Genomic DNA, 25,800 nt, shown 5'->3' with positions numbered 1-25,800 from the left:
GACACTACGCTGACTCTGGTGGAGTCACTAGGCTGACTCCAGTGGAGTCATTAGAGTGACTCTGGTGGAGACACTCTAATGACTCTATATGAGATACTCTGCTGACTCCTATGGAGTCATTATGGTATCTCTTGAGGGAGACACCGTAGTGTCTCTTTTGGCTTCCTCGGCTGGAGAGGTTGGGGGAGTGCCTTGCTCTCCATAGTTAGGTTAACTAGTGCCGTGCATTGAAATCTCCAGTCCTGCAAAACTAACCCTGATACAGTACCGGTTACGCTGTACACCTATTGATGTATTCTGGAAACACTTTCTTGAAGAGGAGCAAATTCTTGACGATCCAGCTCTTGATTTCCACGAGTATTTCAGATTCATCATCAATGCCCCCGTCTCGATAGACAGCTATACGACATGCCCTCTTGGTATCCAGACGTTCCCAAGTTAAAGCCCCGAATTGGGCTTCTATTGCTTCCCGCTGTTCTGCCAAGCAGTCGAAGACATGTTCATTTTTAGTCTTATCACCTGTATCGATATATACTTCGACTCTAACTCTCCCACCTTGAGCAAAGCTAGTGCTATATTTAAATATCTTAGAATTCTCTGAGGAGAACGTATACCAATTCTGAGGCTGCCCAGCTCGTGCATTTGTAAAACGATGCCGCTCTCTGAGTTCATCAATTAGTCCTTGAAAGAAGGTGCGATATCTTTCCTTAGTCTCCGATGTCTGCTGACTGTTTTCCCCAGCTAGAACTGGTGCCTCGGTCGGCAATGACACAACATTGAGTACAAAGGCATGTTTAGAATCGTCAATACGGATAATCGATGCTTCCACAGCGTAGAGACGCAAACTTTCGCGGAGATTTTGATTCAGAAAATCCATCGCAGACTTATGCTCAGGCCGAATTGTCTCTGCTATCCAGACCACCACACCTGCATTTAGGACTGAAGAGTAGGTGATCAACTGTCCAAGATGCTTGTGATCAGTAGTACCGAATTGGTTCTCAATAACCACTAACTTGTTCGTGGAAAGGTCTCTCGCAATGATATCTGCTGAAAAGTCACCGGCTGATGCTTCTGTGGATTCCAACTCCAGATCCATTCCGAGCTTATCTGCAAGCACTCCGAGGTTCTGTGCGAGCCATGGCGTGAAATGTGTGGCTTCACCAGGCCACGCATCGCGCAGCGAGACATTTTGAATCGTTCCGAATTCCATTTATTCTCCTTTCTTAGAAATATGCCTAACAAACAAGTGGTTCTATAGTTTCTACAGAACTCCAACATTCGTGCATCCCCAACATACCTCCCTCCTTAGCACCCTGCAAGAAGTTCTCCCCGCAGCACCGCAACAATCCCATTGACAAACCTTCTGCTGCGCTTTAGTTTTGCCTGAAGCAGTATCATGCTTCCGCATACTCTCCACCCTCTCACCGGAGAAGCATGAAGTGGGCATCTTGGCGCAGACCAAACACTTTGCCGATGTCTATGCAGACTATCTCCGGCAGCAACGATAAAGGAACACCATGCACATCAACACCTACGATCTGAACACACTCACCGCCGCAGACAAGGCGAGAATCCTGCGCCGCTCCGAGCTGGACATCGAGGGCTTTCAGGAGACTGTGCGGCCCATCATCAAGGCGGTGCAGGAGCGCGGCGATCAAGCACTGGTCGAGTTCTGCGCCAAGTTTGACAAGGTGACGCTTGACCCCACAGCCATTCAGGTGACTGAGGCGGAGTTCGAGCGGGCCGAACGCAACTTGGAGCCGGAGATCAAAGCGGTGATCGAGCGGGCAGCGGTCAACATCCGCAAGTTCCATCAGGCGCAGATGCCGGAGGAGATGTGGTTCACTGAGATCAGCGAGGGCATCCTTGCGGGCGAGAAGATCACGCCGATCACTTCGGTGGGCCTGTACGTGCCGCGCGGCAAAGGCTCCTTCCCCTCGGTCATGCTCATGCTCGGCATTCCGGCGGTGATTGCGGGCGTGCCGGAGATCGTCATCTGCACCCCGCCCACGCCTGAAGGCACAGTGGATGATGCCTCGCTCTTTACAGCCAGAGTCTGCGGCATCAAGACGGTGTACAAAGTCGGCGGGGCGCAGGCCATTGCCGCCTTGGCTTTCGGCACCGAGACGGTGAAGAAGGCGGACAAGGTGATCGGGCCTGGCAACGCCTATGTGTCGGCGGCCAAGCGGCTGCTCTATGGCCGCATTGACGTGGGCACGCCCGCTGGCCCCAGCGAATCCATCATCCTCTGCGACGAGCAGGCTGACCCGCGCATCGCCGCCCTTGACCTGCTGATTGAGGCTGAACATGGCCCGGACTCCACCGCCCTCTTAGTCACGCACGCACGCGAGCTGGCGGACAAGGTGAAGGCTCTGCTGCCGGACTTGATTGCTGATCTGCCGGAGAAGCGGCGGGAGTTCTGCACGACTGTGCTCGGCAACTACGGCGGCATAGTCCTCAGCAAAGACTTGGCGGAGTCCATCGCCTTTGTCAACGACTTCGCCCCGGAGCATCTGGAGGTGCTGACCGCCGAGCCGATGCTGCTACTGGCGCAGATCCGCAATGCGGGCGAGATACTGCTCGGCCAGCACACGCCGATCACGGTCGGCAACTACGCCCTCGGCGTGAACGCCATCCTGCCGACCGGCGGCTTTGCCCGCACCTTCTCCTGTGTCACGGTCTTTGACTTCCTCAAACGCTCGTCCATTGGCTACATGTCCAAGCAGGGCTACGACAGCCTGAAGGACGTGGCCATGCAGTTTGCCGACTACGAGGGCTTTCCGGCGCATGCGAATGCGGTGAGGAAGAGGTAGGATGCTGGCTAAACGTAAGGGCGAACCCCTGTGTTCGCCCTCTTGCTTGCAGGGCAGGCACAGGGGCCTGCCCCTACGGGGCTATCTCTACAGCAGCAGCTTGTAGATAGGATCCAGGTTCATGTCGCAGGCATCGCCCCTGCCGTCGTTGTCGCTGTCCTTCTGATCAGGGTTGGCGATGAGCGAGCAGTTGTCTGTGGCATCCGGCACGCCATCATTGTCGTCATCCAGGTCGCAGGCATCACCTGTGCCGTCCCTGTCTGTGTCCTTCTGGTTGGCATTGGCGACAAGCAGACAGTTGTCGCATGTATCGCCCGCGCCGTCGCCATCTGTGTCCTCCTGACCAGGATTGGCGGCCAGCGGGCAGTTGTCCGCATCATCAGCAATGCCATCGCCATCAGTATCATAGACAAACTTCATCACACTGGCCTTATCACCATTGGCCTCGTCCATATAGGCGAGATAGAGCATGTCGCTGCTGTCTATGGCCAAGCTGATGAACCAGACATCGCCAGAGGAGAAGCGGTCTTTACCCGCCTTTTCCCAGTTTGTGCCGTTGAACCGCATCATGCTAGCCTTGCCGTCGGAGCCGTCCCTATAGGCGAGATAGGGCGTACCGCTGCTGTCTATCGCCAGGCTAGTGGAAGAGGCACAACCAGGGGAGGAAAAGCCCGCTTCGCCTACCTGCTCCCAGCTTGCGCCGTTGAACCGCATCACGCTGGCCTCGCCGGAGTTGGCCATATCCCTATAGGCGACATAGGGCGTGCCGCTGCTATTTATGGCCAGGCTAGTGTAATAGGCTACGTCAGGGGAAAAATCTGCTGCCCCCACTTGCTCCCAGTTTGTCCCGTTGAACCGCATCACACTAGCCTTGTTGCCGTTAGCCACGTCCGAATAGGCGACATAGGGTGTGCCACTGCTGTTTATCACTAGGCTGATGTCCTCGACCCCGCCAGGGGAGAAGCCTGCCTTGCCCACTTGCTCCCAGCTCGTGCCATTGAACCGCATCACGCTGGCCTTGTTGCCGTTGGCTGCGTCTCTATAGGCAACATAGGGTGTGCCGCTACTGTCTATGGCTAGACTGGTGTAAGAGGCTATGCCAGGGGAGAAGCCTGCCTTGCCCACCTGTTCCCAGCTTGTGCCATTGAACCGCATCACGCTGGCCTTGCTGCCGTTGGCTGCGTCTCTATAGGCAACATAGGGTGTGCCGCTACTGTCTATGGCTAGACTGGTGTAAGAGGCTATGCAAGGGGAGAAGCCTGCCTTGCCCACCTGCTCCCAGCTCGTGCCGTTGAACTTCATTACGCTGGTCTTACTGTTTTTGCTTCCGTCCGAATAGGCGACATAGGGCGTACCGCTGCTGTCTATCGCCAGGCTGATATAAAAAGCCTCGCCAGGGGAGAAGCCAACCTTGCCCACCTGCTGCAAACTAGCATGGGCCGTGCCAGCCACCAGCAGCGCTATCAAGAAAAGTACATGCTTCAACAGTGCTCTCATTCTGTCCTCCTTGTAAGAATGATACGATGGGCCTGGGCAGCAGGCGGAGATGTATTGCAACGTAACTTTGCCACCATCCTTCTGAGAATACAAGCGGTTTTGTGGAGAAGCCGACCGTGCCTTCCTCTTTCCTTGCATCAGACAGTAGGCCAAAGAATCCCGCCGCATTCACCCCAACCTACGGCGGCGGTAGGGTGTCACCATGGTGACTCGCCCGGTACCAGCATGGTGATACCCGCCGAGTCACCATGCTGATTCGCCAGGTATCACCATGGTGACTCCCTCAGTGTCACCATGCTGGTACTTCAGCGCACTGTCTGCTTGTTAAAAAGTGCGCGGCTCTTTATACTGATGTGTCCGGCATCAGCATCTTGCCATCACCTGCCCTAACCTTCACGGAGAACTGCTATGTCCATCCAGTACAAAGTCGAGGAGAATCAGCTGACCACGCCGCCGTCCTACACTGTCCGCTTTGTGCCGCGTGGCTCGGCGGGCCGCGCGGAGATCGCGGCGGATATCGCCCTGCGCCATCCCAACTTCAGCAAGGCCGACATCCTGACCATCCTCAATGCCGAGGACGAGGCGTTCATGGCCCGGCTGCTTGATGGCGAGCAGGTGACGAAAGAGGGCTGCTGCACTTGGTTCCCCTCCTTCGCGGGCCGGTTGGACAACCCGGATGACCCGCTGCCGCCGCTGAAGGACTGCCTGCACCTCAATGTCCGCGTCTCGGCTCCCTTTGTTGAGGACTTCTGCCAGAAGGCGCAGACCGACCGGCTGGCTGCGACCGAGAAGGCCCCGGTGATCACGGCAGCGGAAGACACAGTGCTCGGCCTGCGTGACGTGCTGCGCTCGGACGGAATGCTCCGCATCACAGGCAGCAATCTCGCCTTTGACCGCAACGACCCGGCCTCGCGCTGCTTGATCGAAGGCACCCGCAGCGGCAGCGCAGTGCAAAGCCGGATCGGCATGGCCACCAACAGCGAGATCATCCTTATGCCGGATGTGCCTAGCCAGCTCGACCCGTGGAACAACGAGTATCGGTTGTCCGTCACCACCCGCTACACCGAGCACGGCTCGCCGCGCACCGGCATTTACAAACACCTGCTGCGCACGCCCTTGGTCATAGCGACTTTAGAGCCAGGGCAAGAGACTGGCATCCTGACTGGCGCAGATGATACTGCCTATGTCACCGTCACTGGTGGCACTGCTTCCGGCGAGGCAACCCTGCGCATTCAGGTCATCCTGGATCTCCAAGCAGACTGCCTGCGCTTTAATCTGCTAGATATGACCGAAGGTGGGCTAGCGGGCGCAGCCATAACCGTAACCACGAACGGCGACATCACCCTGCCAGGCTTTGCGGGTTCGCCAGTTACTACCCTGGATATCCGGGTGCTGGAGTATGCTGCCCTGAAGGACATGCTGCGCAATACTTACAATTGCAGATTGGTGGATGTGCTGGTAGTGCAGTGAGGGGAGGAGGAAGGGCGGGGTTGCAAACCGCCCCTGGCATCTGCTAATTGCGGATTGGGCAGTCCAATCCCTTGCAAGGCGGAGTGCTGCTGCGTTGAGAAACAAACTTCATCACGCTGATCCTGCCATCGTTGGCATAGTCTTTATAGGCGACATAGTGCGTGCTGCGGCTGTCTATGGCAAGGCTGGTTTCGTATGCCTCGCCTGCTGAGAATCCAGCTTTGCCGATCTGCACCCAGCTCCGCCCGTTGAACTGCATGGCACTGGCTTTCCAACTGCTGGGGCCATGCAGATCACCGTTCACATAAGCGACATGCGGCCTCCCGCTGCGATCCAAGGCCATATCGATGTTTAAGGCCTGACCTGGGGAGAAGCCAGCCTTGCCGATCCGCACCCAGTTTGTCCCGTCAAAGCGCATCACGCTGGCCTTGCCGCCATTCATGCCGTCAGCATAGGCGAGATAGGGCGTGCCTCTACGGTCTATAGCAAGGCTAGCTGGAACCGCTGACGGGGCGAACCCTGCCTTGCCGACCTGCATCCAGTTTGTCCCATCAAAGCGCATGGCGTTGATCTTGGCACTATCTCCATCTATCCCATCCCAGTCCATATAGGCAACATAAGGTGTGCCGCTGTGGTCTATGGCAAGCCTTTTGTCCTGTGTTAGGCCTGCGGAGAATCCCGCTTCGCCGACCTGTACCCAGTCTGTCCCGTCAAAGCGCATCACACTGATCCTGTTGCCGTTAGCCGAGTCCGTATAGGTGATATAGGGCGTGCCGTTGGCATCAAGGGTAAAGTCCAAATACGCTACATATGCTGGGGAGAATCCCGCTTCGCCGACCTGCACCCAGTTCGTCCCGTCAAAGCGCATCACGCTGGACCTGTAACCGTTGGCTCCGTCCACATAGGCAATGTACGGCGTGCCGTTTTTGTCTATAGCAAGCTTAGTGTCCCAGACTTCACCAGCGGAGAACCCCTCATTGCCGACCTGCACCCAGTTCGTCCCATCAAAACGCATAACGATGGCTTTGTCGGTGTTGGCATAGTCTTTATAGGCGACGTAGGGGATGTCGTTGCTGTCTACGGCAAGGTCTATAAATAAGGCCTGGCCTGGGGAAAAGCCAGGCTGGCCGACCTGCACCCAGTCGGCCTGGGCCTGGCTCGCGGCATATACGGTCAGTGCAGCTACTGTCAGTAGGCACTTCAGATAGTTCATCATAGTTTCCTCCTTGCAGCAATACTACGGGGTAGTTTAGGTCATTCTGTCTCCTGTTTGAATTCTATCTGAATTCATGCTGGTGAAACAAGCAGTTTCGGCTGCTGCGGGAGGATTGCGGATGTGGTGAAAGACAAAGGAGGAAGAGGAGAGGGGGAAGGGGCGGGCGGAGCTGTGGGGGATTGCCAGCCCTGGATACGGTGTCTGCTCTGCGGCAACGGTGCTGATTAGGATGCTGGGGGAGGAGCAATAAAACAAAAGGGCGGAGTCGCGTGGCTCCGCCCTGCCTTGCCGCATCACATCATTTGCGCAGAAGGAACCGCTCACACAGCCGCCTGCTGGCTCCATGTGCCGTCCGCAGCACGCACGAACACGTATGCAGAACCGGAATTCTCCCCCCTGTCATCATCTCCATACGCCCCGATGAGCACTGTGTCCCCAGATATAGACACGGAATGGCCGAACTGGTCGTCAGTAGCTTCGTCCGAGGCGGTCAGTTTTGCCTGCTTGCTCCACGTGCCATTAGCAGCACGGACGAACACATACGCCGCGCCGGACTTCTCCCCCCTGCCATCATAACTAGAGCCTACCACCGTGATGACCGCTGTACCGCCGTCCACCGCCACGCTCGAGCCGAAAGCGTCGTTGGCCAAAAAAACAGGGTCTGGGGTGGTGAGCTTGACCTGCTGGCTCCATGTGCCGTCAGCAGCACGGGCAAACACATACGCCGAGCCGTCAACATAACCATTACCTCCTACATCATGACGCGCCCCTATGACCGCTGTGCCACCGCTCACGGCCACGCTGCCGCCGAACAGATCCCACTCTGTACCGTCTTCGGCAGTGAGTTTGGCCTGTTGGCTCCATGTGCCGTCAGCGGCACGGACAAAGACATACGCCGAACCGGACCTGATGCCATTGACAGCATCTCCCTCCACCCCGATGACCGCCGTGTCTCCGTCCACAGCCACGCTGTTGCCGAAAGAATCCAACTCTGAGCCGCCTTCGCCGGTGAGCTTGGCCTGCTGGCTCCACGTGCCATTAGCAGCGCGGACAAAGACATACGCTGAATTAGATCTTCCAGCAGCCCCGATGACCGCTGTACCGCCGTCCACCGCCACGCTCCAGCCAAACCAGTTTCCAGCGTCTCCGTCTTCGGCAGTGAGCTTGGCCTGCTGGCTCCACGTGCCATTAGCAGCGCGGACAAAGACATACACCGCGCCGGCAAAGCGGCCCTTGTCACCATCGCGCCAAGTCCCGATGACCGCTGTGCCGCCGTCCACCGCCACGCTCCAGCCGAATATGGCATCCGCCGCGCCGTCAGCAGCGGTCAGCTTCGCCTGCTGGCTCCATGTGCCGTCAGTAGCACGCGCAAACACATACGCCGAACCGAAATCTTTCCCGTTGTCATCATCACTATACGCCCCGATGACCGCTATATCGTCATCCACAGCCACTCTTTCGCCGAACATATCACCGGCAGCACCGTCTTCCGCCAGCAGCTTCCGCACCGCAGCCGGATCACCGGCGGCTTTCTCAATGGCTGCTCTGAGTTCGCTGAATCTCGCCCTTCTCATGTCGCTTCTCACTGTTAAAGGATTCTGTTCAAGCACCGTCGGCAGAATGCCGTGCAGCGTACGCCGCTCAGAATACCAATTAAACCGTCAATGTCAAACAGAGAAAGAGCGGCCAAGGCAGTTCGTTTCCTGATTGCTCTTTCGCTGCCACTCTAGTGGCGAGACAGCTGCCACTCTAGTACCGTTGCTATCGCCACTAGAGTGGGGGTTGAGGAAAAAAACTGTTGACAGCGGCCCAGCCAGTGGCTACGCTGGGCTGCAGGAATGTTCACGCAGTTATGTCAGTCAGTTGAACGGAACAGGAGGAAGGAGATGGCGACAAACAAAGAGACGGCGGCAATCGAGTGGCGGCCCGAAGTCAACGCGCTCACCACCCCGCAGTCGTACCGGCTGCTGTTCATGCCGCACGGCACGGTCGGCGACGCAAAGCTGATAGCTGAGATCGCTGAGGCCAATCCCAACTTCAACGAGGAGGCGGTGCGGACGATTCTCAACTCCCGCAAGGAGCTGATTCAGTGGCACTTAATCAACGGAGAGCCAGTGGTTGAGGAGAACGCCTTTACCACCACCATCAGTCTCACTGGCCGCTTGGACAACCCGGACGACCCGCCGCCGCCGCTGGAGGAATGCCTGCAAGTGCGCGTTTATGCGGCCCCAGCCTTTATCGCCGCTGTGCGCCAGGCCGCCCGCCTCGAACGCCTGCCAATGGAGAAGAAGCTACCGCTGATCAGTGCGGCCAAAGACACGGTGCTGGATCTGAAGGATGTGCTGAACCCGCAAGGGCTGCTCCAGCTGAACGGCAACAATCTCTACTTTGACCGCAAACAGGCGGGTGCAGGTGAGTGTGTGCTCGAAGGTACAGCAGGTGGGCGGACAGTGCAGACACGCTTTGGTAAGATCGAAGATGGTGAGATCACCATCATTCCTAATATTCCTAGCCAGCCCTTTCCCTGGAATAACGAGTACAAGGTCTCGGTAAGCACCCGGTATAGCGAGCATGGTACGCTGCGCACCGGCACCTATGCGCAAATGCTGCGCACCCCCTTGGTCATACCGACTTTAGACCCAGGGCAAGAGACTGGTATCCTGACTGGCGCAGAGGATACTGCCTATGTCACCGTCACTGGTGGCACTGCTTCCGGCGAGGCAACCCTGCGCATTCAGGTGATCTTAGATCTCCAAGCAGACTGCCTGCGCTTTAACCTGCTAGATATGACCGAGGGTGGGGCGGCAGGCGCAGCCATAACCGTCACTGCGAATGGCGACATCACCCTGCAAGGCTTTGCCGGTTCGCCAGTTACTACCCTGGATATCCACGTGCTTGAGTACGCTGCCCTGAAGGACATGCTGCGCAATACTTACAACTGTAGATTGGTGGATGTGCTGGTGATAACGTGAGGGAAGCGGTAGTGCGGTAGGGGTAATTCATGAATTGCCCCTACTAATCTGCAACAGGTGGTACTTACCTCTTGCAGACACCCAGGCTCTGCGCGTATAACAAGAGAGGACAGCCGCCCTGAGGGAGGCATTTCATCTTGTCCGTACTGCTGAAAAAGGGAGAATATATGCTGAAGAAAAACTATACTGCCACTGGCAAGAAGTGCCGGGTCACTTTTCATTATCCCAACAGCGAGCAGCTTGGCTCTGTGGCGTTGGCGGGTGAATTCAATGGTTGGTCTGTAACAGAAACGCCGATGACGCAGCTGAAAAGCGGTGAGTTCTCTGTCACGCTCACCCTTGATGCGGGTCGGGAATACTCCTTCCGCTATGTGTTGGATGGTCAGCACTGGGTGAATGACCCAGAAGCAGACAAGTACGTGCGGAACGAATTCGGGGAAGACAATTCGGTGCTGGTCATCTAGCCCTGCCAACACAGTGCCTCAGGGGAGGGAGGGGACGAACTGCGCCACCTCCCCTTGCCCTGCCTACCACAGATCTTCTGCATCCTGCTTTGGCTTGATCCCCTGCCGCTGCATGTCTTCATCGAGAATTTTATGGAGAATGGCAGTCAAGCAACCAGGCTGTAGGTAGTCTTGCCCCCGCCCTCCTGAAAAGATGAAGTCGGTCTTCCGCGCTAAATCTTCCCAACTCATATTAGAGGCGTTGTTGGCAACGATCTCAAAGAAGTGCAGGTTGTAGGGGTCGTTGATCATCGCCTGGCCTGTGCCGATGGTGGCGAGGATATCGATGCGACCGAGGAAGAGCCGGGTCAATTTGGTATAGACCTTCACGCCACCGCAAGAGCCAAGGCTGAGAAAGCGCTGCCGGGCAGTCAAATCCTGGTCAGCAATCTGCTTGCCCTCCTGGAGCTGCTTGATCGGGTCAGTGATTTGCTCAGAACGCCAGTAGGAATGGCCGCGTTGGGCCAGCATCTCGTCGCCGCCTTTGAGGAAGCGGTGCATCACCTGCTTTTGGCTCTCCTGGTCCCCATACACATGCACGGAATGGCGGATGAGAATCCCGTTCACCTGTTTGACAAAGGCCGCAGAGAACGGCTCCCGGCGCATCGCCTCGAACAGGGCGGCAAAACTGCCGCTGCTGCCCAGTCGCGCCACGATGTCGGCAAACCGCTGTTGCTCGCCAACACTCTCGGCAAAGGTGTATTGATCAGAGAGCTGCAAGCGATAGCCGTTCTTGCTTAACGTCTGGGCGTTGGAGACAAAGGAACTGCGGCCATCGTCGTCAGGATGGAAGATAGACAGCGAACCAAGCTGGTTGTCCTGCTTCCACTGCTGAAAAGGCGTGACCAAGTAGCGTCTGATATCGACCGCCCCGTTACGAGCAATGGTTTGCTGGATCAGCACCGTTGATTCTGGGCTGAGGAGATCCTGGTATTCCTGGAGATAGTATTGGAGAATGACCGTGATCAGTTTGCTAAAGCTGCCTCTACCGTTGTCCGCGACCACCATCTTCTGAATGAGAAAATGCCGGGACGATGGCTCCAACACCGTGAGCAAATAGCGGAAGGTAGCAGAGAAGAGGAGGATGGAATCCTCATCTTTAAAGGCAGAAGAGGCGACCAGTTCCAGAATCCGCTGCTGCTCTGCCGCGTCTGTGGGGAAGAAGTCGGTCAGCTTGCCCTTTTGCGCCAAGCTGACGATGAAGCTGGACACCAGAATGTTGCCAGGATCAGTGGCCCGGAGAAAGACCAGTAGGTTATCCCGGTGCATTCCGCTGACCCGCGCCTTTAAGATCGGCACGAGAATGTCGCGGAAGGATGAATCGTACAACTCACTACCTTGCGCCAGCAGAGCATAGATGTTGGCTGAAGTCAGATCCTTGCCAACCTGGCTGCGGTCAGCAGTAGTGGCCTGGCGCAGTACGCTAATCATTTTGCCTCGGTTGCCTGCCTGCCGGGCAGCGGCAAAACTACCGCCGTAGTTGGCTCTGGTGGTTCTGGACAGCTTGTCAAACAACTCTTGCAGCTGTGCCGCGCCCATGCTTGCAAGCTGGGCCTGCGAATACTCGATGCCGTATTCGTTGGTCACAGCATGAAGGTTGTTAATCCGCCAGACAATCTCCTCTCCAGCATGATACAGTGCTTCGAGCAAGGCCGAACGGTTCAAGGCACTCATGCTATAGTGCATGGCTTCCTGGACAGGTACTGGCTGACTGAAATAACGCGTCAACCAAGTCCAGGCTGTGTTGCGATCAGGCTTGATCCGCTTGAGGAAGAACTGAAAATTCCAGGCATCCTCGTCGCGCAGTGAGGAGATCAGCGGCAGGGCCGCGATAGCCGTGTCAGGAGTCATGTCTAGCCCGGCAGCAAGCGAGGTAAAGGCCCATGCCTGCTTCCGGTTAAACTTTTGGATCGTGGCAAGACTGGCCAAACCCTGGCGGACATCCATGCCTCGGATGGCAAAGAGCTGGCGGGCCGTCATGCTACTGTCGTCACTCATGGCATTAAGCTGCGGAATCAGCCGTAAAGCCAAGCCAGCGTCCATGCCATTCATGCTGATGCAGGCCCGAAAGGTTTTGAGGGCCTCGCGGCGCATTGCCCGCAAGCCAGGCAGAACTACTACTGCCTGCGACATATTTGCGCCGTTGAGGCTTGTCCATTGCTCAAAGGCCAAGAGCTGTTCAAACGAGAGCTTGTTCTGTGCCAGATCTGTCAGCAGCGGTCTGCTCAAGGCAAAGCTGGCTCCAGGTAACAAACTAAAGCGGCGTATTGCCCGTTGGGCGTTGTAATCCAGGCCTTTGATCGCGTTTTTGCCGTATTCCAGCTCTTGAGGAGCCAGGCCAGGCAGTTTGGCAAACGCAGCCAGGGTGTTTTGTAAAACCACGTCGTTCGACACCGTTGGCACATTCGGTGCAGGTACTGCTGCTGGCTGTGGTGGTTCAGCAGGCAAGGCAGACGACGGCAAGGAGAGCAGAGCTAGCGCAGACAAGAGCGGCAGCAAACGGCAGGAACGGTGTTCAAGCATGACAGATTCAAAAAAGAGAAGGTTGTTGCGGTAGAGCTATCGTTTCTGGAAGCGTCGCATACGGATGTTCATCAAGATGCCAACAGCAGCCAGATTAGTCAGGAGCGAGGAACCGCCGTAGCTGAACATCGGCAGCGGTACGCCGACTACAGGCAGCATCCCCGTGATCATGAACAGGTTGACTGTGGCCTGCCAGAAGATCAGCATGACAATGCCAAAGGCGAGATAGACACCAAACTTATCGCGGGCAGAAAGGGCAATGTTGATTCCCCAGAGCAGCAGGAGAAAATAGCAAAGTAGATAAAACACCGAGCCGACAAAGCCCAGTTCCTCGCACCAGACAGCAAAGGCAAAGTCGGTGTGCCGCTCTGGCAGAAAGTTGAGATGCCCTTGCGTGCCTTCCATAAAGCCTTTGCCAAAGAAGTGACCACTGCCCACCGCGATTTTAGATTGCTTGATCTGATAGCCATGATTCATGGGGTCGCTTTCTGGATTGAGAAAGGTCTCAATCCGGCGGCGCTGGTAGGGCTTAAGGCCGTATAGCCATCCTAAGACCACGGTAATGAGACCAGTAATGCCAAGAGATGCCAAGGCTGGCCAGCGCAGCCGAGAGAACAGGGTCATGGAGACAAACACGAAGGCCAACATCAGTGCGGTGCCCAAATCTGGCTGAATCACGATCAGGAGAAAAGGGACAGCAGTCAGGGTCACAGGCCGGATCAGGTCGCGCAGGCCGTAGCCCTCCTCTTCTGCCTCGAGCCGGGCAAAGCAGCTTGCCAAGATCAGCACCAAGACCAGCTTAGTCGGCTCTGACGGCTGGAGTTTGAAAAAGCCAAGATCAATCCAGCGCTGACTGCCAGCCACGCTTTTCACAAACAGCTTGGTATAAACCAGCAGCAGGCAGACCACGCCGTAACCCACATAGGCCAGCATCTCCAGCTCGCTGTAGTCAACGCTGAGGATCAGGAGAATTAAAGCATATCCGAAGAGGAAAAAATAGAGCTGCTTGATAAAAAGCGGTGACGGCCCAGGCCCACCGTTCCAGGTTGAGCTAAACAGGCTGGCCAGGGCCATGATGGAAATTAGGGCGAGCAGCAACACCGTTACCCAGTCGAAGTTGTAGAGAACGCGGCGGTCAAAGCGGAGCATAGTAACGAAAGGAAGTAAAAATGAGATCTCTTGCAGAAATCAACAATGAGGTTGAAGCAAAGAGCGAACCGGTTTCTGCTGTTGCACTATTTTCTTTCGCATTTCCCTGAGTTAAGGCTCTTTGCTTACTCACTGGCAAAGGAGTTTGGCTTGGCCAAAGAGGAGTTCTGCCAACTTGCACAGGAGTTGTACTCGGCAGAAAAGGAGTTTGGCCGACTAGCAAAGGAATTCTGGTAAGCCAGAAAGGAATCTTGCCGAGTAGGAAAGGAGTTTTAATCGGCAAAACTCCTTTGCGGCTCAACAGGAAAGCAGTTTGGCCAAGCCGAACTCCTCTTTTGCCGAATACAACTCCTTTCTGGCCGAGCCAAACTCCTTGGCAAATAAGCAAGGGAGCAGATCAGGAGAAAATGGTTCATGTTTCGCTACAACCTGATTGCACCTTACTGTCAATCCTTCGTGTTGACGTATGCAGGAGACCTCTTAATCGCCTGCGCCAGCAGAAGGGGCTGGATTGGCAGGCACGGTTCCTTGCAGGACAGCGGTGCTAACCTCCTCTGGTTTGGGCAGGCGGTCGGCGAAATATTTTTCTAACACCGCCTTGGCAATGGGGGCTGCCGCCGAGCCGCCGTGCAGTCCGTGCTCAACCAGTACCGTGACAGCAATCTCCGGCTTTTCTGCTGGCGCAAAGCAGGTAAACCAGGCGTGATCGCGGTATTTGTAGGGAATCTCCTCTTCCTTCAGATGCTTGTACTGTTTGATTCGCACTACTTGGGCGGTTCCGGTCTTCCCTGCGACTGTGATGCCGTTGAGCTTGGCTTTGGTGGCTGTCCCACGACGACCGTTGACGGCCTCAACCAGCCCCTCTTTGAGGATGTTGAGAGTGCGCTCCTGAATAACGAAGTGGTCCAACTCTGTTGCCTTAAAATGCTCAACAATATGCCCGTCAGGGTCCCGCACGGTCTCGATAATGCTGGGCTTGTAGAGTCGGCCACCGTTAGCTACGGCAGCAGTCATCATCGCCAGCTGGAGCGGCGTGACCAGATTAAAGCCCTGGCCGATAGCTATGGACAGGGTTTCGCCGTCTTGCCACGGCTTGCCGTATTTTTTCAGTTTCCAGTCTGAGGTGGGGATTAGGCCAGGCTTTTCATGCTCAATCTCCACGCCAGTCTTCCGGCCTAAGCCGAGATGACCGGCGTAATTGGCGAGTCGATTCACACCCAGCCGCTGGCCAACGTGATAAAAATACACGTCACAGGATTCAGAGATGGCCCGTTTCAAATTGACTGTGCCATGCCCGCCCTTGTACTTCCAGCACCGGTAGCTGCGGTTGCCAAAGCGATAGGAACCTGGACACCAGACCGTGCTCTCTGGGGTGATGATGCCTTCAGCCAAGCCAGCCAGGGCCGTCACGATCTTGTAGGTTGAGGCAGGCGGATACTGGCCCTGCACGGTCTTGTTGATTAGAGGATGCAGAGGGTTGTTGAGCATCTCGTCCCAGTTCTTTTTCGAGATGCCGCCGACAAACTTGCTCAGATCAAGCACGGGCGAGCTGGCAACTAAGAGCAAGCGGCCTGTGTTCACTTCCACAGCCACTACAGCCCCGGACTTACTCTCATCCATCATGATCTTTTCCGCTGCTTGCTGGAGATCAACATCCAGGGTAAGCTGGATATCACTGCCTGGTAGCGGCTCTAGACCCTTCAGATTGCGCTGCTCAAAGCCAAGGGAGTTCACCTCCATGTAGTCTCGGCCTTTTTCGCCGCGCAGATCTTTTTCTCGCAACCGCTCTAAGCCCATCTTGCCCATCATGTCGCCAGGACGATACACATCAGCTTCCGCCTCTGTCAGATCCTCCTTGCTGATTTCAGCCAGATAGCCGATCATGTGCGAAGCCAGATTGCCATAATGATAGACCCGCTGCGGCACCACTTCTATCTTGATGCCAGGCATGTCCATGCGGTTGCTTTCAATGAAGGCGACCTGATCCCAGGCCAGATTCTCTGCCAATCGGATGGGAATATGGCCGGGTGTGCTGGCCATCTTGCGGATACGGGCCAGCAGTTCCGAGGTATCCACGCCGAGAATTCCAGCGACCTTCTTGATCAGCTCCTCGTCGATGCGATTGTTCTCGCGTACCCAGACTACGTTAAAGGAAGGCCGGTTAGTGACGATCTCCCGCCCTTTTCGGTCTAAAATATTGCCACGGGGCGCAGCGATATCCACTGAACGCACCCGGTTATTCTGGGCCATTTGCGCATATTGATCTCCCTGCTGAATTTGGAGATACCAGAGCCGAGCGACCAATGCTGCGAAGAAGAAAAGCAGCACTACCGAGCCATGCATAGCCCGGCGGCGATAGAAATCCAGCTCCCCTTGATTGATGTGACTGATAACAGTCTTGCTCTCGTCGTTGCTGCGGGCAGCCTCCTCGGCTCTGCTCCGCCGTCTCCGGTTGACCTGGCTCATTGCAGGTTTCCATCCTGACGAAACTGGTTGCCTGCGCCCTTGGTCTTAGTAAAGGTGAATCTGCCGCGCAGTTTGAAATTCAGGAAATCAAAGCAACGAAAGAGCGGATAGGAAAACAGCAGCACCAAGCTGGCCCGGAACAGCATCAGAGGCCATGACCAGAGTACCTCCTCCTCTTGGAGGACACCCAGCAACAGGTAGGTCAGCCAAGAAACGAGTAGGTAGCTCGCCGCAACCAATGGCAGTTGGTAGAGTGGTCTGCGCACCGGCATCTTGACGGTCATGAATTTGAGCAGCAGCCAGCCGCAGCAGCAAAGGGCCGGATGCAAACCGGTCACGGTGCCGGAATACACGTCCATCACGCAACTGACTGGCAGCAGGATAAGGATGCCCTGGCAGAGGCTGAACTGGCAGGCAGCATAGGCGACCAGAATGTAATACAGATCCGGGGCAACTAACCAGAGCGGGCCAGGCATGAGGAGTGTGGTCTGGATAGCGGCCAGTAGCAGGCCCACCAAGATGAAGACGAGAGTCAGCATGAGTCCGGCTTAGGGATATCCAGCTTCCGGCTGCGGACGGAACTCCTTTTTCTTCTGCTCGATCACCAGCAGATTCTCCAAGGTGCTGAAATCGACCGCAGGCACCACCTCAATCTCCAGAAACATGCCCCGTCGATTGCGAGTGACCTCCGAGACAATGCCCACTGGCAGGCCAGGTGGAAACATGCCGCCATAGCCTGCTGTCACCACGTGGTCCCCTTTCGCAACCTCAACCGTCTTAAGAATGTATTCCAGCCGGTAGGCATTACCGCCAGTGCCTTTAAGGATACCCCGCACCCGCGAGTCTTGGAGCAGCACGTCAATTGCGCTGGAAGGAGAGATGGCAAGCAGGACTTTGGCGTAACCAGAGGAAGCGGCATAGACCTGACCGACGATGCCCTCGCCAGTGACTACCGGCATTCCCTTATCGACACCATCGCTGAGGCCACGGTCGATAATCACGCTGCGGAACCATGGTGAGGGATCTTTGCCAACGATCCGAGCTGTGACCGTAGGCAGACCGGATGACTCCTTGAACTCCAGCAGCTTGCGCAAACGGGCATTGAGGGCTGCTGCGCCCCGGTTGGCATAGGCGGCAGCACGGCATTTCTGCAATTCCTCAAGCAGGCGCTCCTTTTCCTCCCGGACAGTGAGCAGGTCGAGGTATTTCTCTCGGACCGAACGGAAGGGCGAAGAAAGATAACTGGCTCCCTTCTGGAGCGGCCCAGCCACATCTAAAAGCAACCTGTAAACCGGCCCGAACTCTTGGCTGCCAAAGATAAAGACGAGGAAAATCAGCAGAAGGGCCAGAACGGCTCCTCCCAGTAATACTGGCCGAAAGCCGTCCTGCTGCCTCCTGTTGCGGTTATTTCTCTGCATCTACGCGGAACAACGGCGGGCAAGGTGAGCAAAACGGCAGGATGAAAGCCGCCGTGCTGCTATGCTCAGTCAATGGCAATTTCCTTGAGGATTTCGAAGTTGTCGAGGGTTTTGCCTGATCCCAGCACGACCGAGGAAAGGGGGTCGTCAGCAACGATGATCGGCATTCCAGTTTCCTGTGCCAGCAGCTTGTCGAGATTCTTCAGCAATGCGCCGCCACCGGTGAGGACAATGCCCTGATCCACGATATCCGCAGACAGCTCCGGCGGCGTGGCTTCCAAAGCCAACCGGACGGCATCGACAATAACCTCAATCTGTTCGGCAATAGCCGACTGAATTTCGTCGGAACGGATGGTGATAGTCTTGGGCACCCCGGAAACTAGATCGCGGCCTTTGATTTCCATCGTCTCATACGGCTCGCTGGGCATCACGTTGCCGATGGATATTTTAATCTGTTCTGCCGTGCGTTCGCCGATAGCCAGATTGTGCTTGCGCTTGATGTACTGAAGGATGGATGCGTCCATTTTGTCGCCCGCTACCCGCACCGACTTGGCATAGACTATGCCAGCCAGCGAGATCACCGCCACCTCGGTTGTACCGCCGCCGATATCAATAACCATGTTGGCAGTCGGTTCGGTGATCGGCATGTCTGCGCCAATAGCTGCGGCCATCGGCTCTTCGATCAAATACACCTCGCGGGCACCAGCAGACTCAGCAGACTCGCGCACAGCTCGCTTTTCTACCTGAGTGATGCCAGATGGCACGGAGATGATGATCCGAGGGTGTACCAGCGTCCGGCGATTATGCACTTTGTTGATGAAATAGCGGAGCATGGCCTCGCAAACTTCAAAGTCAGCAATGACCCCGTCCTTCATTGGTCGAATAGCCTCGATGTTGCCCGGCGTTTTGCCCAGCATTTCCTTGGCCTCTGTGCCCACAGCCAGCACTCTGCCCCCGCGCACCGCAACCACGGAAGGCTCCCGCAGGACAATACCCTTGCCTTTGACGTACAGAACCGTGTTTGCTGTGCCGAGATCAATCGCAAGATCGCTGGACATCCAGCCGAAAAGAAAATTCAACGGAGAAAACATCCGGTTTCACCTGGGGAAAAAGTCGTTCTATCTAAAAAAATAAAGCTCCGCTGGAGCCACTAGGCAATCCGTGGCCGCGTCAGATACAGGGCAGATTCAGTTTACCAGCACGGCTGAAAACTGGCAATGCAAATTTCTTTATATAAAAAAGACTATGATTTCATCTTGATGCTCCTTGTTAACAGGAGCCACTCTCAAGACCTCTTCCAGAAGTCAACAAGCAGATTGCAGCGGAGAGCGAACCGGTTTCTTCTCAGCGGAGAGCGAACCGGTTTCTTCTCAGCGGAGAGCGAACCGGTTTCTTCTCAGCGGAGAGCGAACCGGTTTCTTCTGTTGTAGTATTTTTCGCATCCCCCTGAGTTACTATTCCTTTCTTGTTCGCTTACTAAGCAGTTCGGCTTGGTAACAGAGGAGTTTTGCCGATTAGGAAAGAATTTTGGCCGACTAGGAAAGGAGTTTTAGTCGGCAGCAAAGGAGTTTTGCCGAGTATAACTCCTTTCCAAACGAGGCGCACTGCTCCTAAAATCGGCCAGCCAGCTTCTTTTTGAGCTTGTATTTGATTGCCGCCAACAGTAACTGCAACCGTTCCCGGACGCAAGGTTCGGCGCGGCCAGCCAGTTCCCCTCGCACCTGTTCCAATTCATCTCGCAGCTCCAGCAATCGCTCTGTTCCTGCATCGACAAGGCCTCGCCACTGCTCAGGTAGGGCCGCAAGCAGATATTTCTTGATCACTTCTAAGTCTTGCAAGCGGCCAGTGACTGCTGCCTCGCTGAGGGTGTTGCCACTGTGGATGCGATAATAGAGCAACTTCTGGTCATCGACATACTGGACCTGGCCAGGAAAGGCCAACAGCATCCGAAAGATATAATCATAGTCGTGCAAGTAGCGGAGAGCGGCAAATTTGCCCACGGTCTGCATTGCTTCAGCGGTCATAAAGAGATTAGAGGTCGTGACCATGAAGTTGCCCTTGAGAAAGGCGGTGAGCAGATCGTTACATTGAAAATACCAAGCCCGGTTCTTGCGATGCCAGAGATTCCAGCCGAAATTCGGGTCAGCAAACACCTCGCCTGCGTCGGAAATTGGAATGACATCCGTGAATAAACAGGCTGCCTGCGTCTCTTGCTGCTTGGCCAGCAGCTTTTCCAAGCGATCAAGGGTGTAAATGTCGTCGGAATTGAGAATGCTCACGTAATCACCTTTGGCCAAACTCAGGCCACGATTGATGGTGTTGTAAGCATCTTGATTGGTTTGATGATAATACGACAAGCGGGGATCTGTATAGCTCTGCGCTACCTTGCCAGTCCCGTCTTGAGAGCCGTCATCAATGATGATCAGCTCAAGATGTGGATAGGTTTGGTTGAGAACAGAATCAATGGCCGGCCCAATGAACCGTTCATGGTTGTAGGCCGGGATGATGACAGAGATTAAGGGATTGTTGCTCATTCTTCCTTTGGGTTAATCAGGCTGTTGGCACTTCTTTTTCTACAGGAGATGCTCCACTAAAATCTTCACGCCTATCGCAACGAGGACTGCGCCGCCAAGCATCTCCATCCGTTTGCCGACCTGCGTCCCTACTTTCTTGCCAATCATGATCGCGAGGGCGGAAAGCAGGGCGGTGATGATACCGATCATGGCTGCTGGATACCAAATCGTCACCTCCAGCATAGAAAGACTGAGACCGATAGCTAAGGCATCAATACTCGTGGCCAGACTCAAGAGCACTAAGGTCAGGCCGCGTGAAGGGTCATTGGCAATGCTTTCTTCTTCCTGTTCCTGGCTAAAGCCGTTCCACAACATCCTGCCGCCGACAAAAGCGAGCAGGCCAAAGGCGATCCAGTGGTCAACGGCAGCGAAGTAAACGGCGAAACTGACTCCGGCCAGCCAGCCAAGCACGGGCATGAGAAACTGAAACAGGCCAAAATGAAAGGCGAGGCGGCAGGAGGAGCGGACATCCTGGACAAAGCCTGCGGCAGCGGCAGCCAAGGAGACTGCCGCTGCATCCATTGCCAAGCCACAGGCAATGACAACGATTTCAAGGAAACTCACTTCGCCTGGTTGTCGGCTTCGCTGGTGTAGGCCGTGCGCAACTGCACCGGTGTTCTGCCGATTTTCTTCAGGCGCAGGTTGAGCATCTCGACAAAGACCGAGAAGGCCATAGCAAAGTAGATGTAGCCTTTGGGAATGTGCTGATGCAGGCCCTCAACGATCAACGTAAAGCCGATTAGGAGGAGGAAGCTGAGTGCCAGCATTTTGACGGTGGGATGATGGTTGACGAAATTGCTGATGGTTCCGGCCAGAAAGACCATTGCGCAGGCTGAAACGATAACGGCGGCGATCATCACGGCCAGTTGGTCAACCATACCCACTGCGGTGATGACGGAATCGAGCGAAAAGACCACGTCAAGCAGGAGGATCTGGATAATCACGCTGGCAAAGGACGGCCCGTTTCTTTTCTGCCCGTTGCTGGCGACGTGCTCCTCCTCGCCCTCCAGTTTTTCATGGATTTCGTGGGTGCTTTTGCCGATCAGGAAGAGACCACCGATGATCAGGATAAGATCGCGCCCGGAGATTGGATAACTGAGGACTGAGAAGATCGGCTCCGTGAGGCCGATGATCCAAGAGAGCGAGAGTAGCAGCAGGATGCGCGTGCCAATGGCCAGCATGATGCCGGTTGTCCGCGCACGCGCCTGCTCGTGAGGCGGGAGTTTACCAGCCAGTATGGAAATGAAGATCACGTTGTCCACGCCGAGGACGAGTTCGAGGAGGACGAGGGTGAGAAAAGCGATCCAGGCTTGAGGGTCGGCGAGCCAATGCATTTTTTAACTCCTTTAGATTTTTTTCAGATGAGTGTTCGGGCGCAGTCGTTCCAGCATATCCAGCCGCCGACTCAGAAGTCAATATCATCATAGACCTCTTGCAGGATTTTTTTTTCACCTAGCCTGAGGCATCCGCTCTGCCCGCAGGAAGGGCTGTTTGAGCGCGTTCACGACAGCTCTTTTGAATCATTTCATTTTTCCGTCGCCTGCGCTGGAAGGAAACTCGTTTCAATTGAGGCGGATCACGCTTGTTTTACCCTGATTCCAATTGGAATCGTGTCAATGTCGATTGGAATCGGGCTAAAGTCAACTGGAATTGGAGCGTTTTCGATTGGAATCGTGTCAATTCCAACTGGAAACAGGGCAATGTCAATTGGAAACGGGCCGATTCCAATTGGAATCAGGTTGATTCCAGCAGGAATCGTGTCAATTCAAATCGAAAACAGGGCGATTTCAATCGAAAACGCCCCGATTTAAGTTGATATTGACCTGATTTAAGTCGAAAACGCTTTGATTTTAATTTAAATCAGGGCAATGCAAGCACGTTTTTAGCTGCCGCTGCGGGCTTTCAGCCGGAGCCAGCCGGTTTTGCAGCGCAATCCGCTGCGTCCTGCCCAAGAACGCAGCGGATTTTCTTGCCTCACTCCACGGTCACGCTTTCTATGAGAAAATGAAAGACAAACTTTGGAAGTCCCCGGTAGATCCCGGGGGGATTTTCTGGAATTAGCAACGGATGCGCCACCATCCTCGCCAGTTGCCGCTGTCAACATTTCTATCCCAAGCCGCCGTGTAGATTCCGCCGTCAGTACCGACAACGAAGACATCCAGCTTGTTTTGATCGCGTGCCACGGCAGAAGGTGGTTCTGCTCTTGTTTTGCCGTTTAATATTGACCACCATCCCCGCCAGTTGCCACCAAAGACATTCTTCTGCCAAACTGCTTCATGGATTATTCCTGTTTGGTCCGCCACGAAAATGTCGAGCTTCTCCTTTTGCGCGACAATGGCCTGCTTCCCAATACGCTTTGCAACGATGTCTTTGGTAGTGTATGCTATAAGATCATTAGCATAATTAAGAGTATAGGCAAACGGCATGTACCCATAGCCGTTATCGCCCCAACCATTCCAGCTATTACGAAAGACAAAATAACCGCCTCCAGGAAACGCAGCATCTTTCCGATACCCAACCAAAGCAACAGAGTGACCGTCGGCCAATACGTCATACTTCTGACTGACTGGCGGCACGTCCATAACTTCTACTCCCTTAATTATAGAGGTACGCCACTTTTCCTCTTTAAACCACCAACCTCCAAAGGCGACAGGTATGTTTTGATCTAAAAATTTAAGAGTTTGATCAAGCTGACTCTGAGCAGCACCTTTACTACTGTCCCACGGCTTGATAAAAACTGCCTTAAATCGAACCCATCTTTTTCCAGAGTCAAGAATATTTTGTGCAATATTACTAACAGCGGTTCCTTCTTGATAAGGAACCGCTGTTTCAGAAACAATACCCCATGCTTGGTAGCCTGCATCGATATTGTGAAAAAAATCTCCATCATTATTAACACCACTGACAAGATTCGCCGCATAGTTTAGGTATTCTTCAGAGAGATCAGCTACAGGCATAGCCAGTCGAGTGCCATACATATATTCAAGCAGAAACGTCATGGCAAAAACAGAACAGGTGCCGCGTACCCCTTGATTGCGTATCGTTAGATTGAGTGATTGAATGGTCGGACGTAAATCTACTTGGGGTTGATTCTCTTGCGAAAAAACGACGGGTGATAACAGTATACGATACGGCTTTACGGCATTAAATGCTGGCATGATCAACACTCCTTTTTTAGAGATTAAGCAATTACCAAAAAATACCTACCCGTCTCTTTAGTTCTTTCAATACAAAAAGTCAATAGCATCTTTTCATGCCGCTGTGTTTTCGCCAGTGCCACAGCGGCATATTCTCTCACTCCACCGTCACGCTTTTGGCCAGATTGCGCGGCGGCTCCGTATCGCAGAAGCCATGAGGGAACTTTTTCTTTGCCCAATCTCTCCGAAGTAGGTTTCGCTGCATCAGGCAGGGCTGTGAGTAAAACGAAGCCCGCTTCGCCTCCTCGTTTAAGCACATCCCAACAAAACAGCCAGTTAAGCTGATTCCTCCGCTGGCACAGGATTTGCATTACTCCGATGCAGAAAGTTTTCGCAGTTAACGTTAATCCCTTGAAAAGGAGTAGGCAGCATGGAAGGCGCATTGGAATACGGCCAGGAACTGGAATTTGAGAATTTCGAGTTTGAGGATTCTGAATGGAGCGGCGAAGGCGAGGTCTTCAGCGAGGCGGAGCTGATGGAGCTGGCAGGCGAGCTGCTGGAGATCAACTCTGAGGCCGAGCTTGATCAGTTTTTAGGGAAACTGATCAAAAAAGTGGGCAGCGGCATCAAGAAGTTTGTGCGTTCCCCGATAGGGAAAAAGATCGGTGGCTTTCTTAAAGGCGCGGCTAAGAAGTTCTTGCCGATAGCAGGTACTGTAGCGGGCGGATTTTTTGGCGGGCCGCTTGGAGCAAAAATTGGCAAAGGCGTTGCCTCATTTGCCGCCAATGCGATGGAGATGGAAATGCTGGAAGCTGAAGATCAGGAATTTGAAGGTGCTAAGCAGTTTGTTCGCATGTGCGGTGAAGCCACTAAAAACGCGCTGGCCGCACCTGCAAATGTTGATCCAGCGATTGCCGCCAAACAGGCTGTAACTGCTGCGATGACAAAGCACGCCCCTGGTCTGATGGCTGGGAAAAAATCTGCTGCCGGGGCACGGAAAACCCGCCGTATGACCATGACCGGGCCGGTCGTGACTGGTCAATGGGTGCGGAAGGGCAATAAAATTCTTATCAGCCTGTAACAAGGAGCACGTCATGCACGATATTGATCACGGCAGAGCGGAAGCCGAAGCGGAGTCCGAGCAGTTTGAGCAGTGGGAAGCGGCATCGCCTCGTCCTTGGTGCATGAGGTCGGGCATCAAGGCTCGGTACTGCTGGGGCTGATTCCGTCCCTGCGGCCCGTGCTGCATGAGCAGGGCAAACGAAGCGGCGATGCGCAGACGTGGCAGCTTTTTGATCGCTGGATTTCCGAAATACTGGCGGATTTTTGGTCAATTGCGCGGGTGGGCGTGGTTTAGACGCTGGGACTGATCGGCGTGGTCAGCCTGCCGAGACCCTTTGTCTTCCGCCTGAATTTGGACGATCCGCATCCGCAGTGGCAGGGCATCGCCGAAATGTGGGAATCGTTTTACCCGCTGGCGGAGCTGGATGCGGAACGGCGCGGCGTGATTGCCGCTGTTGAGGAAGCCTTGCCGCAGTTTATCGAGCTGCTGGTGAATCACCGGCCCAAGTCGCTGAACGGAAAATCCCTGCGCGAGGCGATGAAGACTGAAGAGCGGCAGCCTGCGCTGTTCAATGAATGGGTGCAGGAACCGGCCCGCGTTTTTGCGGTTCTCGGCCACGCGAAGATGGACAAAATGCTGAATTACTGGGCGATGCGCAGCGCGCTGGATATGTCGGGTGTGCTGCATGAACTGACTTCAACCTATCTCAAAAACCGAAGCAGAATAACTGAACAGGCGAGCAGTAAAAAAGCCAAGAAATTGTCAGCATGTCGGTCATATCGAACAACCAGCCGCCTGAAGTTTTGAAGCCAGGCGAAAAGCCGTTCAACTTTCCAGCGGCGTTTATACCGCCTGAGCTTCCGTCCTGAGTTTTTGGCTGAGTCCTGTTGCGGCGGTGCGGGGCGATCATTTCAACCCCATGCTTTTTCAGAAGTTCCGCGTCAAGGCTGTCGCTGTCATAGGCTTTGTCGCCGATGAGTTTGTCGGGCTTGCCGCTGAT

The 25,800-nt window shown here is 54.8% G+C and carries 24 protein-coding genes and 1 pseudogene; 9 read left to right on the top strand and 16 right to left on the bottom strand.

Annotated features, from left to right (window positions below):
- Positions 1-271 precede the first annotated feature (271 nt).
- Positions 272-1,210, bottom strand: a complete 939-nt coding sequence (locus ACNKIB_RS03910) for a DUF4268 domain-containing protein (protein ID WP_417909240.1) — start codon at positions 1,208-1,210, stop codon at positions 272-274.
- 169 nt (positions 1,211-1,379) lie between these two features.
- Between ACNKIB_RS03910 and ACNKIB_RS03905 the strand changes: the two genes are divergently transcribed.
- The gene (locus ACNKIB_RS03905; RefSeq protein ID WP_417909239.1) at positions 1,380-1,508 is read left to right on the top strand and encodes a hypothetical protein; all 129 of its coding nucleotides are present in this window, start codon (positions 1,380-1,382) and stop codon (positions 1,506-1,508) included.
- A gap of 9 nt (positions 1,509-1,517) precedes the next feature.
- Positions 1,518-2,813, top strand: coding sequence for a histidinol dehydrogenase (gene hisD / locus ACNKIB_RS03900; RefSeq protein WP_417909238.1), 1,296 nt, complete (start codon positions 1,518-1,520; stop codon positions 2,811-2,813).
- A gap of 87 nt (positions 2,814-2,900) precedes the next feature.
- Here hisD and ACNKIB_RS03895 read toward each other — a convergent pair whose 3' ends face one another.
- The gene (locus ACNKIB_RS03895) at positions 2,901-4,310 is read right to left on the bottom strand and encodes a thrombospondin type 3 repeat-containing protein (RefSeq protein ID WP_417909237.1); all 1,410 of its coding nucleotides are present in this window, start codon (positions 4,308-4,310) and stop codon (positions 2,901-2,903) included.
- A 408-nt stretch (positions 4,311-4,718) separates the two neighbouring features.
- Here ACNKIB_RS03895 and ACNKIB_RS03890 point away from each other — a divergent pair, with 408 nt between their 5' ends.
- Complete coding sequence (locus ACNKIB_RS03890) at positions 4,719-5,780, top strand: DUF4469 domain-containing protein (protein WP_417909236.1); 1,062 nt, start codon at positions 4,719-4,721, stop codon at positions 5,778-5,780.
- Between the two features lie 43 nt (positions 5,781-5,823).
- Here the strand turns inward: ACNKIB_RS03890 and ACNKIB_RS03885 are convergent, their stop codons facing one another.
- Together ACNKIB_RS03885 and ACNKIB_RS03880 are read right to left on the bottom strand one after the other, a co-directional pair.
- Complete coding sequence (locus ACNKIB_RS03885) at positions 5,824-6,996, bottom strand: hypothetical protein (protein ID WP_417909235.1); 1,173 nt, start codon at positions 6,994-6,996, stop codon at positions 5,824-5,826.
- Between the two features lie 320 nt (positions 6,997-7,316).
- Positions 7,317-8,570, bottom strand: coding sequence for an FG-GAP repeat protein (locus ACNKIB_RS03880; protein WP_417909234.1), 1,254 nt, complete (start codon positions 8,568-8,570; stop codon positions 7,317-7,319).
- Positions 8,571-8,882: 312 nt separating this feature from the next.
- Here ACNKIB_RS03880 and ACNKIB_RS03875 point away from each other — a divergent pair, with 312 nt between their 5' ends.
- On the top strand, positions 8,883-9,968 hold the full coding sequence (locus ACNKIB_RS03875) for a hypothetical protein (RefSeq protein ID WP_417909233.1): 1,086 nt from the start codon (positions 8,883-8,885) through the stop codon (positions 9,966-9,968).
- Positions 9,969-10,135: 167 nt separating this feature from the next.
- On the top strand, positions 10,136-10,432 hold the full coding sequence (locus ACNKIB_RS03870) for an isoamylase early set domain-containing protein (protein WP_417909232.1): 297 nt from the start codon (positions 10,136-10,138) through the stop codon (positions 10,430-10,432).
- Between the two features lie 63 nt (positions 10,433-10,495).
- On the opposite strand, the gene ACNKIB_RS03865 is transcribed toward ACNKIB_RS03870, so the two are convergent.
- Positions 10,496-12,994: a hypothetical protein gene (locus ACNKIB_RS03865; protein WP_417909231.1), complete on the bottom strand. Its 2,499-nt coding sequence runs from the start codon at positions 12,992-12,994 to the stop codon at positions 10,496-10,498.
- Positions 12,995-13,030: 36 nt separating this feature from the next.
- The gene (rodA, locus tag ACNKIB_RS03860) at positions 13,031-14,143 is read right to left on the bottom strand and encodes a rod shape-determining protein RodA (protein WP_417909230.1); all 1,113 of its coding nucleotides are present in this window, start codon (positions 14,141-14,143) and stop codon (positions 13,031-13,033) included.
- A gap of 45 nt (positions 14,144-14,188) precedes the next feature.
- Here rodA and ACNKIB_RS03855 point away from each other — a divergent pair, with 45 nt between their 5' ends.
- Entirely contained in the window at positions 14,189-14,380 is a 192-nt protein-coding gene (locus tag ACNKIB_RS03855) for a hypothetical protein (RefSeq protein ID WP_417909229.1), read from the top strand.
- Between the two features lie 60 nt (positions 14,381-14,440).
- Here ACNKIB_RS03855 and ACNKIB_RS03850 read toward each other — a convergent pair whose 3' ends face one another.
- The 9 genes from ACNKIB_RS03850 to ACNKIB_RS03810 all read right to left on the bottom strand — a co-directional run bounded on the left by ACNKIB_RS03850 (position 14,441) and on the right by ACNKIB_RS03810 (position 23,758).
- On the bottom strand, positions 14,441-14,593 hold the full coding sequence (locus tag ACNKIB_RS03850; protein WP_417909228.1) for a hypothetical protein: 153 nt from the start codon (positions 14,591-14,593) through the stop codon (positions 14,441-14,443).
- A 30-nt stretch (positions 14,594-14,623) separates the two neighbouring features.
- A complete protein-coding gene (gene mrdA, locus ACNKIB_RS03845) occupies positions 14,624-16,609 on the bottom strand; it encodes a penicillin-binding protein 2 (protein WP_417909227.1) in 1,986 nt (661 codons plus the stop codon).
- Positions 16,606-17,148 (bottom strand): hypothetical protein, encoded by a 543-nt coding sequence (locus ACNKIB_RS03840; RefSeq protein WP_417909226.1) that lies wholly within the window; start codon positions 17,146-17,148, stop codon positions 16,606-16,608. Before ACNKIB_RS03840 ends, mrdA begins: the two co-directional genes overlap by 4 nt.
- A gap of 9 nt (positions 17,149-17,157) precedes the next feature.
- Positions 17,158-18,027, bottom strand: coding sequence for a rod shape-determining protein MreC (gene mreC / locus ACNKIB_RS03835; RefSeq protein ID WP_417909225.1), 870 nt, complete (start codon positions 18,025-18,027; stop codon positions 17,158-17,160).
- 65 nt (positions 18,028-18,092) lie between these two features.
- Positions 18,093-19,118 (bottom strand): rod shape-determining protein, encoded by a 1,026-nt coding sequence (locus ACNKIB_RS03830; RefSeq protein WP_417909224.1) that lies wholly within the window; start codon positions 19,116-19,118, stop codon positions 18,093-18,095.
- 519 nt (positions 19,119-19,637) lie between these two features.
- Positions 19,638-20,561 carry a glycosyltransferase family 2 protein gene (locus ACNKIB_RS03825; protein ID WP_417909223.1) on the bottom strand — a complete coding sequence of 308 codons (924 nt, stop codon included), beginning with the start codon at positions 20,559-20,561 and terminating at the stop codon, positions 19,638-19,640.
- 39 nt (positions 20,562-20,600) lie between these two features.
- Positions 20,601-21,164, bottom strand: coding sequence for a manganese efflux pump MntP family protein (locus ACNKIB_RS03820; RefSeq protein ID WP_417909222.1), 564 nt, complete (start codon positions 21,162-21,164; stop codon positions 20,601-20,603).
- Positions 21,161-21,934 (bottom strand): TerC family protein, encoded by a 774-nt coding sequence (locus ACNKIB_RS03815; protein WP_417909221.1) that lies wholly within the window; start codon positions 21,932-21,934, stop codon positions 21,161-21,163. The genes ACNKIB_RS03820 and ACNKIB_RS03815 overlap by 4 nt, the downstream gene beginning before the upstream one ends.
- A 723-nt stretch (positions 21,935-22,657) precedes the next feature.
- A complete protein-coding gene (locus ACNKIB_RS03810; RefSeq protein WP_417909220.1) occupies positions 22,658-23,758 on the bottom strand; it encodes a C1 family peptidase in 1,101 nt (366 codons plus the stop codon).
- Positions 23,759-24,167: 409 nt separating this feature from the next.
- Between ACNKIB_RS03810 and ACNKIB_RS03805 the strand changes: the two genes are divergently transcribed.
- The 3 genes from ACNKIB_RS03805 to ACNKIB_RS03795 all read left to right on the top strand — a co-directional run bounded on the left by ACNKIB_RS03805 (position 24,168) and on the right by ACNKIB_RS03795 (position 25,607).
- Positions 24,168-24,818, top strand: a complete 651-nt coding sequence (locus tag ACNKIB_RS03805; protein ID WP_417909219.1) for a hypothetical protein — start codon at positions 24,168-24,170, stop codon at positions 24,816-24,818.
- A 72-nt stretch (positions 24,819-24,890) separates the two neighbouring features.
- Positions 24,891-25,094 (top strand): hypothetical protein, encoded by a 204-nt coding sequence (locus ACNKIB_RS03800; RefSeq protein ID WP_417909218.1) that lies wholly within the window; start codon positions 24,891-24,893, stop codon positions 25,092-25,094.
- A gap of 18 nt (positions 25,095-25,112) precedes the next feature.
- Complete coding sequence (locus tag ACNKIB_RS03795; protein ID WP_417909241.1) at positions 25,113-25,607, top strand: hypothetical protein; 495 nt, start codon at positions 25,113-25,115, stop codon at positions 25,605-25,607.
- On the opposite strand, the pseudogene ACNKIB_RS03790 reads toward ACNKIB_RS03795, so the two are convergent.
- Positions 25,502-25,800 (bottom strand): annotated as a pseudogene (locus ACNKIB_RS03790) (transposase); the annotation flags it as partial. The gene ACNKIB_RS03795 and the pseudogene ACNKIB_RS03790 sit on opposite strands and share 106 nt — an antisense overlap.

Origin of the sequence: Candidatus Electronema sp. PJ (genome assembly GCF_048287395.1) — a bacterium.
Lineage (GTDB): Bacteria > Desulfobacterota > Desulfobulbia > Desulfobulbales > Desulfobulbaceae > Electronema.
This window is presented reverse-complemented; position numbering and strand designations above follow the sequence as displayed.

Bases quoted from the DNA above. Each gene is read 5' to 3' on its own strand.
- mrdA (WP_417909227.1), bottom strand. From the start codon at position 16,609: ATGAGCCAGGTCAACCGGAGACGGCGGAGCAGAGCCGAGGAGGCTGCC.
- ACNKIB_RS03880 (WP_417909234.1), bottom strand. From the start codon at position 8,570: ATGAGAAGGGCGAGATTCAGCGAACTCAGAGCAGCCATTGAGAAAGCC.
- rodA (WP_417909230.1), bottom strand. From the start codon at position 14,143: ATGCTCCGCTTTGACCGCCGCGTTCTCTACAACTTCGACTGGGTAACG.
- ACNKIB_RS03870 (WP_417909232.1), top strand. From the start codon at position 10,136: ATGCTGAAGAAAAACTATACTGCCACTGGCAAGAAGTGCCGGGTCACT.
- ACNKIB_RS03895 (WP_417909237.1), bottom strand. From the start codon at position 4,310: ATGAGAGCACTGTTGAAGCATGTACTTTTCTTGATAGCGCTGCTGGTG.
- ACNKIB_RS03825 (WP_417909223.1), bottom strand. From the start codon at position 20,561: ATGAGCAACAATCCCTTAATCTCTGTCATCATCCCGGCCTACAACCAT.
- ACNKIB_RS03890 (WP_417909236.1), top strand. From the start codon at position 4,719: ATGTCCATCCAGTACAAAGTCGAGGAGAATCAGCTGACCACGCCGCCG.
- ACNKIB_RS03885 (WP_417909235.1), bottom strand. From the start codon at position 6,996: ATGATGAACTATCTGAAGTGCCTACTGACAGTAGCTGCACTGACCGTA.
- ACNKIB_RS03810 (WP_417909220.1), bottom strand. From the start codon at position 23,758: ATGCCAGCATTTAATGCCGTAAAGCCGTATCGTATACTGTTATCACCC.
- ACNKIB_RS03815 (WP_417909221.1), bottom strand. From the start codon at position 21,934: ATGCATTGGCTCGCCGACCCTCAAGCCTGGATCGCTTTTCTCACCCTC.
- ACNKIB_RS03830 (WP_417909224.1), bottom strand. From the start codon at position 19,118: ATGTTTTCTCCGTTGAATTTTCTTTTCGGCTGGATGTCCAGCGATCTT.
- ACNKIB_RS03865 (WP_417909231.1), bottom strand. From the start codon at position 12,994: ATGCTTGAACACCGTTCCTGCCGTTTGCTGCCGCTCTTGTCTGCGCTA.
- ACNKIB_RS03910 (WP_417909240.1), bottom strand. From the start codon at position 1,210: ATGGAATTCGGAACGATTCAAAATGTCTCGCTGCGCGATGCGTGGCCT.
- ACNKIB_RS03855 (WP_417909229.1), top strand. From the start codon at position 14,189: ATGAGGTTGAAGCAAAGAGCGAACCGGTTTCTGCTGTTGCACTATTTT.
- ACNKIB_RS03875 (WP_417909233.1), top strand. From the start codon at position 8,883: ATGGCGACAAACAAAGAGACGGCGGCAATCGAGTGGCGGCCCGAAGTC.
- hisD (WP_417909238.1), top strand. From the start codon at position 1,518: ATGCACATCAACACCTACGATCTGAACACACTCACCGCCGCAGACAAG.
- ACNKIB_RS03840 (WP_417909226.1), bottom strand. From the start codon at position 17,148: ATGCTGACTCTCGTCTTCATCTTGGTGGGCCTGCTACTGGCCGCTATC.
- mreC (WP_417909225.1), bottom strand. From the start codon at position 18,027: ATGCAGAGAAATAACCGCAACAGGAGGCAGCAGGACGGCTTTCGGCCA.
- ACNKIB_RS03805 (WP_417909219.1), top strand. From the start codon at position 24,168: ATGGAAGGCGCATTGGAATACGGCCAGGAACTGGAATTTGAGAATTTC.